Here is a 13012-nt window from a genome sequence, read left to right on the forward strand (position 1 = left end):
GACTTCCCCGATGCCGGCTCTGCACGGCCGGTCTTCCTGATTCAAAACGGATCGGCGCGCGGCTGCGGCCGATGACGATTTCTGTCCTCAGGAGAGGGAGGGAGGTCCTCTTGGTTGCGCCTGTGCCCGGGCAAGCAGATGAACGAGGCGGAGCTCGCGCGCCGTCCAGACGATGGACGCCGTCAGACCCAGCGGAGCCGCATCGAACGGCGCGGGCGGCGTATCGAGCGCCGCGGCGGCGTGCAGCACGCAGCACATGACGCAGTCAAGGCCGCAGGCGGTGCGGTCGGTATCGCCACCAGGGGGCGCCGCATCCGTCTCGGCATGACAGATCGCCATCCCGCCGAACGGATCGGCCGTCGCGATCGTCGCGGCGCTCAGGGCGGACGCCGCCACTGGCGCCAGCACCTGCAACAGCATTGCTAGCAGCACGACCGGCAGATATCGGCCAAGCTTCTGACGGACATTGGCAGGACGTCGGGCACGGTCAGCCGCCACCAGCCGGCTCGCGCGCGAACCGGCTGTCATGGCGGCGTTCAACACCCGTTGCTTCATCGAGACCGGCCCTCCGTCGGAGTCGCGGGGCGCCCGGCCTACATCTTCATGCCGGAATGATCGTGCTGCTTCATCATGCTGCCGCCCTCTCCGCCCGGCCCCTTGGCGCCGACCGCCTGCACCTCGAGCGTCACGGACACCTTGCCGGCCTTCTCGAACTCCAGCGTGACCGGCAGCTTGTCGCCCTGCTTCAGCGGGCTCTTCAGATCCATCAGCATCAGGTGATAGCCGCCCGGCGCCAGCGCGACGGTCTTGCCCGGCTCAATCGTGACTCCCTTGTCGAGCGGACGCATGGTCATCACGCCGTTGGTGACGGCCATCTCGTGAATCTCGACTCGCCCGGCGACATCGCCGGTCACCGCGACGAGGCGGTCCGGCGCGCTGCCCTTGTTCTCGATGGTCAGATAGCCGGCGCCCGTCTTGGCGCCACCCGGCGTGGCGCGGCTCCATGGCTGGGTGATGACGAGGTCACCGGCCTTCACGTCCGCGGCGAAGGCGGCAGAAGATCCTCCCAACAGGAGAGCGAATGCGAGCAGAGAGCGTCCGAGGAAGGTCATGTCGTTATCCTTTTCTTGGCGGCGATGCGCCAGCTTGATCGATTGGCGCGTGTCCGCACGGCTAGGGCCGAGCAGACAACGCAGGTCGTAATCTTGCGATTTGGGAGATGAGGGCCGCACAGCGGCCAGCGCGTCACGCTGCGGGCGGAGCCCTTGCCTGCGCGTTCGAGAAGGCCTTGGTCATCCGGCCGGCCGGATCACCGGCCCGCCACACGACCTCGCCCGAATCCCGTTGCGGCGTGGCGATGACGGACAGCTCCGGCCCATCCAGGGTGACCGGCTGCGCCAGGCAGCACAGCGAACAGCCGTGGAGCGCGGGCTTGGCCGGCGACTCGTCGTCCACCGACTGGGAACCGGGCTGGCTGTGGCAGATTTCGAGGCCGTGCAAGGGATCAGCCACGGCTGACGCGGCCGCCCAGGCAACGCCGATCGGCGCCAGGATCTGCACCATCAGTGCGATCAGCATGATCGGGAGAAACGCCTGCAGCCGCTGCCGCATGAAAGCCTGCCAAATGAACTGAATTGTTGTGCCCGAGCGAACGCCCGGAGTCGAGGTCGCGCAGGGCACAGTCAGCACATTTCGCCAGCGGTCGTTGATTAAGAACAATCCGCTACGCCCGGATGGGCCTTCGCGGGACGCCAGCCTCCAAGGTAATTCAGCACCTACCGCGAGAAGACTCGAAAATAAAGCTCGTCAATTGCAAGCACTTACCGATCATTTCAGGAAGTGCGCGAAATTTGAACAATCGTTGCCGAAAAGGATGACAAACGCCAAAAGATCGTCTACGAATTCGGGCCTCAGGCTATCGCTTGCGGAAGTCTGGTGGTCCAAGTCTCGGGAGGAGCCCTGGCGCGCAACAAGCAGCGTCACCCCGCTTAACAAGATCAAATCTGAACTTGCGGGATATCTAAAGGGTCGACACAATTTCCGAGCAGGGCCCGCTGCCCTGCTCTATTTTTTTGGCAGTCGTCGCAGCGCGCCACAATATTTCCCGCTGACGGTATCGCGGGCCGCATGAACGCTGTCTGAACACGCAATCACCTCAGGCCATCGCAGCCGTCGCAAAACACGACAACGGAGCGCACCACCGCGCCTTGGCCCTCGGCCATGGCAGTGTCACCGACAGCGGTTCGCGGCCAGTCACGGTCCAGCGCAACGAACCATCGCCGATCGTGAGGATGCCCGCCGCTTCGGCTGGATCGCCCGAGATGAACGTCTCTGTCAGCGACTGCAAGGTCAGATGCGGTGTGCCATCGACCGTTGTCAGCGTATTCCAATGAACGTGGCCGGCGAGTCCGACGATCGGGCACGGCGCATCCGCGATCGCCGCGCGGATCGCGTCGGTCTCGGCATAGGCCGCGTGTCCCGGATTGGCTTCGAAGTAGTAGTTGCCGGTCTGAGCATGTCCTGACAACGGCACGTGGCTGACGAGCAAGGTCGGCCGGTCATCCTGAGCGAGCAGCTGGACCAGCGCGTCGAGATCGCTCGCGGACAGGCGAAAGCCGCGCGTCGGCGTCAGACTCACGTCGGGCTGCCAGAACACACATCTGACATCACCGACGATCACCGCGCGCGATCCGCTCGGACGATCGAGGATCGCTTCATTGTCGGCGAGGCTGAGCAATGCGACATCATGATTGCCACTGACGTGATGATGCGTCGGTGCGAGCTTCGCGAAGCACATCGCGACATCGCTTTGCAGCAGCCGATCGCGCTCGGGATCTTCGTCAGAAATCCGGTCGCCAAGATCGATGACCGCATCGATGTCTTCGGCGTTCACTTCCGTGACGAAGCGCTCGAGCAATTGCAGCGCCACCGATCCCCGCTTCGTGGGCGTATCCCGGCCGTGATGGATGTCGGCGATCACGGCGATGCGCGTCGTTGCCAAAGGCTCTCTCCCAAAGCTGCGCTGCCGCGTACCACGGGCGCATCACGGTTTTCTGACATCGCGCGTGCAGCGCGAAGGTCGCTCGGTGCAACGCACAACATCCGGCTGTGGCGTGATCAATGGGGTTGTGAAACACTGCTGCTCTCGGCGGCGCGATCAATGACGCCGCCGGACAACGATGGGACAGGGAGCACGGGATGTCCGGCACTAAAAAAACGTCCACGACGAGGCGCGATCTTCTCCAGGCGGCGACGGCCGCGGGCTCTGCGGCGGCCCTTCTCGCCGGCTTTGGCATCACTCCGGCGATGGCCGCCGAGATGGGCCGCTCCGAAAAGCCGCTCAAGGCAGCCTTCTCCAATGCCGGCTTGCAGGCGACCTGGTGCGCCCAGGGCAAGCAGGCTGCGGAATGGTGGGGCAAGCTGCTCAATGTCGAGGTGACCTGGTTCGACGGCCAACTCGATGCGGTGAAGCAGCGCGCCGCGATCGACAACATGGCGTCCCAGAAGTGGGACTTCGTCGCGATCCAGGCGTTCGGCATCGGAACCCTGACTCAGCCGGTGCAGAAGATGATCGATGCCGGCATTCCCGTGATCGACATGGACACGCTGATCGCGCCGCTCGATCAGATCAACGTCCACTCCTTCCTCGCACCCGACAACGAGTTCATGGGCGCATCGGTCACGCAGGCTCTGGCGACTGCGATGGGCGGCAAGGGCAAGATCATCATGACGCAGGGCGCGCTCGGCCACACCGGCGCGCAGGGCCGCGCCAAGGGCTTCAACTCGGTGATCAAGCAGTTTCCGAACATCGAGGTGCTGGACACGCAGCCGGCCGACTGGGACGTGTCGAAGGCGGCACGGCTGTGGGAGACCTATCTCACGAAATATCCGCAGATCGACGCGGCGTTCTTCCACAATGACGACATGGCCCTCGCCGCCTACAACATCATGAAGGCGCGCAACCGCACCAACATCCTGATCGGCGGTGTCGACGCCATGCCGCCGGCGATCCAGGCGGTCAGCGAGGGCCGCATGTTCGCGACCGTGCGCAATCCGTCCTGCCGCATCCATGGCGGCGCGATCGTCGCGGGCGTCGCCGCGGTCACCGCCGGCGAAAAGAGCGGCCAGGGCATTCCGAAGCACGTCATCACCGACGGACCCGTCGTGACCAAGGCCAATGCCGCCGGCATGCAATGGATGGAGGATCACTTCCTGATCTGAAGTCCCTCCCCATGTCGAACAGCCGCCCGCCTCTTCTGGAATTGCAGGACATCACCAAGTCGTTCGGCGGCGTCACCGCGTTGCGCGGCGTCGACTTCACTCTTCGCCCCGGCGAGATCCATGGTCTCGTCGGGGAGAACGGCGCCGGCAAGAGCACGCTGATGAAGATCATCGCCGGCGTGCACACCGGTTTCTCCGGCCGTTTCCTGCTCGACGGCCGCGAGGTTCATTTCAGCTCCGTGCGGGACGCCCGCGCGGCCGGCATCGCGATGGTGCACCAGGAACTCAGCGTCGCGCCGGACCTCACCGTGGCCGAGAACGTGTTTCTCGGCAACCAGCCGACCAATGCGCTGGGCATCGTGCAGTGGCGTCGCATGGCACGCGAGGCCACCGAGCAGCTCAAGCGGCTCGGCATCGACGCCGATCCGATGAGCCGGCTGGGAGATCTGCCGATCGGCGTTCAGCAGCTGATCGAGATCGCGCGGGTGCTGTTCTCCGGCGCGCGCATCATCATCCTGGACGAGCCGACCTCGGCGCTGTCGCCGCCCGAGGTCGAGCGGCTGTTCGCGGCGTTGCGCAAGCTGCGCGAGCAGGGCACCGGCATCGTCTTCATCTCACACTTCATCGAGGACATCCTGCTGATCTCCGACGAGGTCACGGTGTTCCGCAACGGCCGCAAGATCATGGAGACGCGTGCCGCCGACACCAGCAAGGCCGCGCTGATCGAGGCCATGATCGGCAAGGGACGCGATGCGCTGGAGGACAGCTACACCCACGACATCACCCTGCCCGCGCCGACGGCCGACAAGCCCGTGGTCGTCGAAGCCGAGGGCCTGTCGCTGGCGCGCAATCTGAAGCGCGTCTCGTTCGCCGTGCGTGCCGGCGAGGTGCTCGGCATCTACGGCTTCATGGGCTGCGGCCAGCTCGAGCTGGCGCGCATCCTGTTCGGCAAGCTTGCGCCCGACGCCGGCGAGCTGCGCGTATCAGGCCAGCGCAACCGCTTCAAGAGCACGGCGGATGCGCGCCGCGCCGGCATCGCCTTCGTGCCGGAGAGCCGGCGCGACATGCTGTTCCTGCAGGAGCCCGTCTACAAGAACATCTCGATCAGCATCCTCGACCGCATCAACGCCGTGCTGTTGAAGCCGGCGCGCGAGCGCGCGCTCGCCAAGCGCCAGGTCGAGCAGTTGCAGATCAGGCCCGCGGATGTCGAGATCGACCTCGGCCTGCTCTCCGGCGGCAACCAGCAGAAGGTCGCGCTGGCCAAATGGCTGAGCCATCCGCCGCGGCTGCTCGTGCTGTGCGAGCCGACCCGCGGTATGGATGTCGGCGCCAAGAGCGACGTCATCGGAATCGTGCGGAAGCTGCGCGACCAGGGCATCGCCGTGATCGTGCTCTCGACCGAGCCGGAGACCGTGCTGTCGATGGCCGACCGTGTCATCGTGCTCAAGCGCGGCGAGGTCGTGCGCGAATTTGCCGGCGAAACCATCAGCAAAGACCGTCTGCTCGAGGCGGCGTAGGGAGATTGTCATGGCGCATGGCGAGACCGTTCCGATGCCGGAGGCGCCGTCGCGGCGCGCAGGCGGGGTCGCATCGCTGCTGCGTTCGCAGATGCGCAACATCGCGCCGTTCCTGACCTTGATCTTCCTCACGGCGTTCTTCGCGATCGCGAGTCCGTCCTTCGCCACGCTCGACAACGTCGGCAACATCCTGACCCAGGTGTCGGTCACCGGCATCATCGCGGTCGGCCTCACCTTCGTGATCCTGTGCGCCGAGATCGACCTGTCGATCGCCGCCATCGCCAACGTGACCGGCATCGCCGTTGCCTACTTCACGATGCAGGAGTCCTACGTCAACATCGCCAACGTGCCGATGCCCGGTTTTGTCGCCATCCTGCTCGCGCTGGCGCTGTGCGCGTTGCTCGGGCTGGTCAACGCCTTCGGCCTGACCGTGATCGGCATTCCCTCCTTCATCATGACGCTCGCGATGATGCAGATCGCCGCCGGCATCTCGGCGATGCTGGTGCGCGGCCAGATCGCCTACAAGGTTCCCCCCATCATCACGACGCTCGGCTCCAGTTCCGTGGCGGGGGTGCCCTGGATCGTGATCGTGGCCGCCCTGATGCTGTTGCTCGGTCACCTCGTGCTGACCTACACGCGGTTCGGCCGCTACGTCTACATGGTCGGCGGCAACCGCGAGGCGGCGGAGTATTCGGGGCTGAACGTCAAGCTGATCCTCGGCAGCGTGATGGTGATCTCAGCCGTCTGCTCGGGGATCGGCGGCATGCTCGGCGTAGCGCATTTCGGCAGCGCGCAGCAGAACGAGTTCGACACCTACCTGCTGGATTCGATCGCCGCCGTCGTGGTCGGCGGCACCAGCCTGTTCGGCGGCCGCGGGGGCATCGGCAACACCATCGTCGGCCTGTTCGTGCTCGGCGTGCTCAACAACGGCCTCGACCACGTCAACATCGACAGTTTCCTGAAGATCCTGATCCGCGGCCTGATCCTGCTCGCCGCCCTGGTGATCAACGTCTATGCCCAACGGCTGCGGGCGAAGGCGGCGGATTGAGCGGGCTGCGACGCGCGCTGCCGTAGCCCGGAAGCGACATCCGCGATCACACGAGCCGTATCGGAAAACCCGGATGTCGCTTCGCTCATCCGGGCTACGAGCTCTTCCGCGACGTTGCGAGCGCAACTCGCTCCTCATAACGACGCAAAAAAACGAGGCGACGAAATTAAAGCCCCGGCTGCCAGTGGCGCAACTCGCGGGCAGCCCGCGTCACCGCCCCGATCGTCGTGAACGTCGTCGTCTCCACCATCAGCGACCGTGCCAACCGCAGTGCCCGCACCTCGCAGGTCGCGCGCCGCTTGGCGTCCTCGATCAGTTCGAAATCGATGTTGTGAGCGAGGCCGAGGATGCGACGAATGATCTTGGCTGCGGTGAAACCGATGGCGTCCTGGAACAATCTCGCCACGTAGGCCTGACGCTCGGTCTCCAGGCGTGCGGCGCCCGCTTCACCCGGAAACAGTGACCGCGGATACGCGTCGCCGGTCGCCTCGCTGCGCCACAGCGCCAGGAACTTGTCCGCGAAACCGTTCCAGACCTCATCGACTGCCGCCAGCACCCATCCCTCGAAGTGCTCCCGCTCGCCCGCCCGCTGCTCGTGTCCTTCGGACGCAAAATAGGCCATCAGCAGATTGGCGAGGACCGCACCGACGTCGAATCCCATCGGACCGTAGAAGGCGAATTCGGGGTCGATCACCTTGGTCTCGGTGTCCGTCACCATGATCGACCCGGTGTGCAGGTCGCCATGGATCAGCGCCTCGGCACACGACAGGAATTTCAGCTTGAGCCTGGAGATCGCGACGTGCAGATCGAGATCGCCGCGAATGTCGGCCGCGGTCGCGTCGAGCCACGGTGACGTCCAGCGATTCTGTTCGGCGATGCGATAGGGATCGGTGAAGATCAAATCCTCGGTGATCTTGCACAGCGCATGATTGCCGGCAAAGCTTGCGATCGCCTCCTTCTTCTCGGCGGCAGACAGTGCGAGGTCGGACGAGAAGAACAGCGTCCGCGCCATGAAGGTCGTGATGTGATCGACGAAGGCCGGATAGGTTGTGCCCGCGACCAGCCCCTTGCGCATGATGATGTGCGGCTCCAGCAACTCCATCGCCGTCAGCGCCAGCGCCGGATCATGATGAACGATGGCCGGCACGAGGCCGGGGGCAAGGCGGTTCTGATGCGTCAGCGCCAGATGCTCATAGTGGGCGCGTGACAGCGGCAGCGGCCAGCTCTCGCCGACCAGCCGCACGTAAGGCAGCGCCTGCTTCACCGCGAGACCGCCGGACGATCCCTTGACGATGAAGACCAGATTGAGGTTGCCATCGCCGACCTCGGTGATTGACCAGCGCTCGGCCGGTCCGCCGAGTTGCCCTGCAACTGAAGGGATCCCCGCGAGATAGTTTCGAAGATCAACCTCGTTCAGAATGCGATAGCCCGATTGCGTCCCGTTCCGGGCCTCGGCCGATGTCATCACGCGCAACCTCCCTGTCGGTCTTGTTTTGACCTCCTATAGCAAAAAAGCCGACGCACGTCCGCGCATCGGCTTCGAGAGAACGTTGTGCGATGCGAGCGGGGCTAGAACGGAATCCCCATCAGCCGCGAAAGCCGCTCAACGCTGAGATAGCCGGCCTGATAGGCCACGAGTGACAGGGCGAAGATCGCGGCCGACAGCAGCGTCGTCCAGATCAGGCGCCGCCCCATTCGGCTGATCGTCGGCGCACCGGGGTCGGTGCCTAGCGGGCCTCCGCCGGACTCGTGCTGGCTGCGGATGCCGAACGGCAGGGTCACGAACAGCGTGACCCACCACATCACGAAGTAGATCGCGAGCCAGGTGGAGATCGTATAGGCCATGGTCGCCCCGCTGCCTCAGGCCTGCTCGATCTCGACGAGCGCGCCGGAAAAATCCTTCGGATGCAGGAACAGAACCGGCTTGCCATGCGCGCCGATCTTCGGCTGGCCGTCGCCGAGCACGCGGGCACCCTCCTTGATCAGGGTGTCGCGCGAGGCGATGATGTCGGCCACCTCGTAGCAGACGTGATGGATGCCGCCGTCCGCGTTGCGCTCGAGGAATTTGGCGATCGGTGACGCCTCGCCCAGCGGCTGGATGAACTCGATCTTGGTGTTGGGCAGAGTGACGAACACCGTGATCACGCCATGCTCCGGCAGCGGTACCGCCGCCGAAATCTCAGCACCGAATGCCGCGCCATAAATCCTGGCGGCCTTTTCGGCGTCCTTGACCGCGATGGCGACGTGGTTGAGCCGGCCCAGCATGACATCCTCCACTTCTTCTTTTTGAAAGGCCGTTCAGCAGGCCCGCGTCAGACTTCCAACACATGGACGAGACAGATCGGCTTCTTGCCCCACTGCTCATTGACCGCCGAACGCACGGCCCGCCGGACGGATTCTGCCGCTGCGTCAGAATCGCGCCGACGCGCCCGCGGAAGACCTTCGAAGGTGGAAACGACAGCATCGAAGACGATGTCGTCCATCTCCTCGCCCGCCGCATTCTTCTCGGGGATGCCGACCATGTCGACCTCGGGATCGTCGGCCAGCTCGCCCTTCTCGGTGATGGCAAGCGCCACGAAGATGCAGCCGGCAAAGGCCATCTTGCGACGCTCGACCACGGCGCGCGACTTCGAATCCTCGACGATGCTGCCGTCCTTGTAGAGCCGCCCCGCCGGCAGTTGGTCGATGATCCCGGGATCACCGGGGCCGAGCTTGACGAGGTCGCCATTGCGGCAGGTGATGACCTTGGGCACGCCGCAGGCGCGCGCCAGCCTCGCGTGCTCGTGCAGATGCAGCGCCTCGCCATGCACGGGGATCAGGAGCTGCGGCCGCGTCCACGCGATCATGTCGCGCAGCTCGTCGCGGCGCGGGTGGCCGGAGACATGGACGAGATGGTTGCGGTCGGTGATGATCTCGATGCCCTGCTGCACCAGCCCGTTGATGACGGCGCCGACCGCCTTCTCGTTGCCGGGGATGGTGCGCGACGAGAAGATGACGGTGTCGCCCTTGTTCAAGGTGACCAGCGGATGATCGTCATTGGCGATGCGCGAGAGCGCCGCGCGCGGCTCGCCCTGGCTGCCGGTGCAGAGCGCGAGCACCTTGTCGGCCGGGAAATGGCCGTAGAGATCCATGCCGCGGAAGTTCTGCACGCCGTCGAGATAACCGGTCTCACGCGCGACCTGGACCACGCGTTCCATGGCACGGCCGACGATGACGACCTCGCGCTCGGCCTCGCGCGCCGCTTCGGCAACGGCGCGGATACGCGCGACGTTGGAGGCGAAGGTGGTCACGGCCACGCGGCCCTTTGCTTCCTTCACCAAAGCCGCGATCGTCTTGGCAACCTCGGCCTCGGACGGCGAGCGTCCCTCGCGCACGGCATTGGTGGAATCGCCGATCAGTGCGAGCAATCCGGCATCACCGAGCTCGCGCAGCCGCTTCTCGTCGGTCGGCGCGCCCAGCACCGGCGTCGGATCGATCTTCCAGTCGCCGGTATGCAGGACAGTGCCGACCTCGGTGTGGATCGCCAGCGCGTGCGATTCAGGGATCGAATGCGCGACCGGAATGAACTCGACGTTGAACGGACCGATGTCGACGCGGCCGCCGGAGGGGATCACCTTGACCGGGATCTTGGCTGGGAGGCGCTCGGCCTCGCACTTGGCCTCGAACAGTGCGGCGCTGAACTTGGTCGCGTAGATCGGGCATTTCAGCCGCGGCCACAGGTCTATGATCGCGCCGAAATGATCCTCATGCGCGTGGGTCAGCACGAGGCCGACGAGATTGTTGCGCTCCTTCTCCAGGAAAGCGACGTCGGGCATGATCAGGTCGATGCCCGGCAGATGCTCCTCGTCGCCGAAGGAGACGCCAAGATCGATCGCGAGCCACGAGCGCTGGTGGCGATTGCCGAGCCCGTAGATCGACAGGTTCATGCCGATCTCGCCGACACCTCCGAGCGGCGCAAATGTCAGTTCGTCGGGACGTGCCATCTAGACCGCTCCTTTGGATGCGACCGAGCCGAAATGAACATCACCGGCCGTGATCGGCTCCAATCGTCCCTCCGCGGTCCGCACCAGCATACAACCCTGTTCGTCGATCGTGTCGAAAATCCCCTCGATGATAGCATGTCCGGACCTGATGGCGACCGGCTGGCCGAGGCCTGCGGCGCGCTCGAGCCAGAGTTTCCGGATGTCACCGAAGCCCCGTCCCTCGTTCCAGATGCCGAAATACTCGACCCAGGCATCCGACAGCGCCGAGAACAGGTCCTCGGCGGTCACCTGGATGCCGAGGTCCGCCAACGACACCGCCGGTGTCGGGGTATCCAGCGGCGCCGCGACCACGTTGGTTCCAATACCGGCAACCACCGCAAGCCCTTGAGCCACCTGCTCCGCCTCGAGCAGCATGCCGACGATCTTGCGGCCGTCAGCCAGCACGTCGTTGGGCCATTTCAGCGCGAATGACGCGCGTGCTCCGGACCGCAGCGCGGCCTCGATGCTCACCTGGCGCAACGCGCTCTCGATGGAGAGGCCGGCGGCGAAGCCGAGTGTGGCTGCGATCGCAGGAGCCACGTTCAGCACTTCCAGCACGCTCGAGGCCAGATTGCCGCGCGGGGCGATCCACGGGCGCTGGCGCCGGCCGCGCCCGGCCGTCTGCTCAGACGTGACGAACCAGCACGGCGCCCTGCCGCCCTCTCGGGCCGACTTCAGCGCCTCGACATTGGTTGAGCCGGTCTGGTCGAACGTGACGAGTCGGTAGCCAGCCTTGTCAGCCTGGGACCCTAGCGCAAACGTCATCTAGAACAGCGACTTCGCCGCGGCCGCGGCCGCGCTGACCAGCGGGCCGGGATAGGCGAAGAACAGGATGTTGAAGACGCCGGAGATCGCGAGCACCGTGCGCAGCTCGATACGGACCGGATCGAGCGTCGGCAGCGGCTCGTCGAAATACATCGTCTTGACGATCAGGAGATAATAGTAGGCGCCGACCACGCTGGTGAGCACGCCGATCACCGACAGCGTGAACAGCCCGGCCTTGATGGCGGCGACGAAGACGTACCATTTGGCGAAGAAGCCCGCGAGCGGCGGCACGCCGGCCAGCGAGAACAGCAGCATCGCGAAGAAGAAGGCAAGCAGCGGATTGGTGCGCGACAGCCCCGAGAAGTCGCTGATCTTCTCGAACGACTGGCCGTTGCGCTTGATCGCCATGATCACGGCGAACGAGCCGAGCGTCATCGCGACATAGATCGCGATGTAGGTCAGCACGCCCTGCGCGCCCTCGACCGTACCGGCGGCGAGACCGACCAGCGCGAAGCCCATGTGGCCGATCGACGAATAGGCCATCAGGCGCTTGATGTTGGTCTGGCCGATCGCGGCGAACGAGCCGAGCGCCATCGAGGCGATCGAGACGAACACGATGATCTGCTGCCACTGGAAGGTGATGCCGGGAAACGCCGTCAGCGCGACGCGCGCGAACACGGCCATCGCCGCGACCTTGGGCGCGGAGGCGAAGAACGCCGTCACCGGCGTCGGCGCGCCTTCATAGACGTCCGGCGTCCACATGTGGAACGGCACCGCCGAGACCTTGAAGCACATGCCGGCGAACAGGAAGACGAGGCCGAAAATGATGCCGACGCTGCCGGTCTTCGTCGCCGCCGCGATCCCGGCAAAGCTCACCGTGCCGGTGAAGCCGTAGATCAGCGAGGCGCCGTAGAGCAGCATGCCGGAGGACAGCGCGCCGAGCACGAAATACTTCAGGCCGGCTTCGGTCGACTTGACGTTGTCGCGATGGCTGGCCGCGACAACGTAGAGCGCGAGCGACATCAGCTCGAGGCCGAGATAGAGCGTGATCAGGTCGCCGGCCGAGATCAGCACCAGCATGCCCAAGGTCGAGAGCAGCACGAGGATCGCATATTCGAAGATACGACGATCGGGCTTCGACAGGAACTCCGCCGACATGATCAGGGTCGCGATCGAGCCGATCAGCGCCAGGATCTTCAGGAAGCGCGCATAGCTGTCAGCAATGAAGCTGCCGCCGAAGGCCTGGCCGCCCGGCTGCCTGAGCACGAGGATGCCGACCACGATCAGCAGAGCGACCGCCAACCACGTGACGAGCCCCGTCGTCTCCTGCCCGCGAAACGCGCCCAGCATCAACAGCGCCATGGCCCCCACGGCCAACAACAGCTCCGGCAGCACCACCCAAAGCTGAGGCCCAAGATTCTCGATCATCGTCTGTGTCC

At 65.1% G+C, this 13012-nt stretch carries 13 protein-coding genes; 3 read left to right on the forward strand and 10 right to left on the reverse strand.

Features of this window, described 5'->3' with window-relative positions; all coding sequences use genetic code 11:
* Window positions 1-87: 87 nt before the first annotated feature.
* The 4 genes from ACQR1E_RS24605 to ACQR1E_RS24620 form a co-directional block, all read right to left on the reverse strand.
* Entirely contained in the window at window positions 88-540 is a 453-nt protein-coding gene (locus ACQR1E_RS24605; protein WP_434897669.1) for a DUF2946 family protein, read from the reverse strand.
* 53 nt (window positions 541-593) lie between these two features.
* On the reverse strand, window positions 594-1112 hold the full coding sequence (locus ACQR1E_RS24610; protein ID WP_434897670.1) for a copper chaperone PCu(A)C: 519 nt from the start codon (window positions 1110-1112) through the stop codon (window positions 594-596).
* A gap of 133 nt (window positions 1113-1245) precedes the next feature.
* Complete coding sequence (locus ACQR1E_RS24615) at window positions 1246-1611, reverse strand: DUF2946 family protein (protein ID WP_315711572.1); 366 nt, start codon at window positions 1609-1611, stop codon at window positions 1246-1248.
* 544 nt (window positions 1612-2155) lie between these two features.
* Window positions 2156-3001: a metallophosphoesterase family protein gene (locus ACQR1E_RS24620; RefSeq protein ID WP_315750897.1), complete on the reverse strand. Its 846-nt coding sequence runs from the start codon at window positions 2999-3001 to the stop codon at window positions 2156-2158.
* A 197-nt stretch (window positions 3002-3198) separates the two neighbouring features.
* On the opposite strand from ACQR1E_RS24620, the gene ACQR1E_RS24625 reads away from it, so the two are divergent.
* Genes ACQR1E_RS24625 through ACQR1E_RS24635 form a run of 3 tightly spaced genes read left to right on the forward strand, consistent with a single transcriptional unit; the run spans window position 3199 to window position 6786 of the window.
* Window positions 3199-4221: a sugar ABC transporter substrate-binding protein gene (locus tag ACQR1E_RS24625; RefSeq protein WP_315827164.1), complete on the forward strand. Its 1023-nt coding sequence runs from the start codon at window positions 3199-3201 to the stop codon at window positions 4219-4221.
* Window positions 4222-4232: 11 nt separating this feature from the next.
* Entirely contained in the window at window positions 4233-5738 is a 1506-nt protein-coding gene (locus ACQR1E_RS24630) for a sugar ABC transporter ATP-binding protein (protein ID WP_434897671.1), read from the forward strand.
* A gap of 10 nt (window positions 5739-5748) precedes the next feature.
* Window positions 5749-6786, forward strand: coding sequence for an ABC transporter permease (locus tag ACQR1E_RS24635; RefSeq protein WP_315711566.1), 1038 nt, complete (start codon window positions 5749-5751; stop codon window positions 6784-6786).
* A 166-nt stretch (window positions 6787-6952) separates the two neighbouring features.
* On the opposite strand, the gene mtnK is transcribed toward ACQR1E_RS24635, so the two are convergent.
* From mtnK to nuoN, 6 genes are all read right to left on the reverse strand, one after another.
* Window positions 6953-8254 carry an S-methyl-5-thioribose kinase gene (mtnK, locus tag ACQR1E_RS24640; protein WP_410052224.1) on the reverse strand — a complete coding sequence of 434 codons (1302 nt, stop codon included), beginning with the start codon at window positions 8252-8254 and terminating at the stop codon, window positions 6953-6955.
* Between the two features lie 101 nt (window positions 8255-8355).
* Complete coding sequence (locus ACQR1E_RS24645; protein WP_315711565.1) at window positions 8356-8631, reverse strand: DUF1467 family protein; 276 nt, start codon at window positions 8629-8631, stop codon at window positions 8356-8358.
* Window positions 8632-8646: 15 nt separating this feature from the next.
* Window positions 8647-9051, reverse strand: a complete 405-nt coding sequence (mce, locus tag ACQR1E_RS24650) for a methylmalonyl-CoA epimerase (RefSeq protein ID WP_315711564.1) — start codon at window positions 9049-9051, stop codon at window positions 8647-8649.
* Between the two features lie 47 nt (window positions 9052-9098).
* On the reverse strand, window positions 9099-10769 hold the full coding sequence (locus ACQR1E_RS24655; protein WP_315711563.1) for a ribonuclease J: 1671 nt from the start codon (window positions 10767-10769) through the stop codon (window positions 9099-9101).
* Window positions 10770-11573 (reverse strand): biotin--[acetyl-CoA-carboxylase] ligase, encoded by an 804-nt coding sequence (locus tag ACQR1E_RS24660; RefSeq protein WP_316165228.1) that lies wholly within the window; start codon window positions 11571-11573, stop codon window positions 10770-10772.
* A complete protein-coding gene (nuoN, locus tag ACQR1E_RS24665; protein WP_315711561.1) occupies window positions 11574-13001 on the reverse strand; it encodes an NADH-quinone oxidoreductase subunit NuoN in 1428 nt (475 codons plus the stop codon).
* Between the last annotated feature and the right edge of the window lie 11 nt (window positions 13002-13012).

The sequence above is a fragment of the Bradyrhizobium sp. HKCCYLRH1030 genome (genome assembly GCF_051168395.1).
Classification (GTDB): domain Bacteria; phylum Pseudomonadota; class Alphaproteobacteria; order Rhizobiales; family Xanthobacteraceae; genus Bradyrhizobium.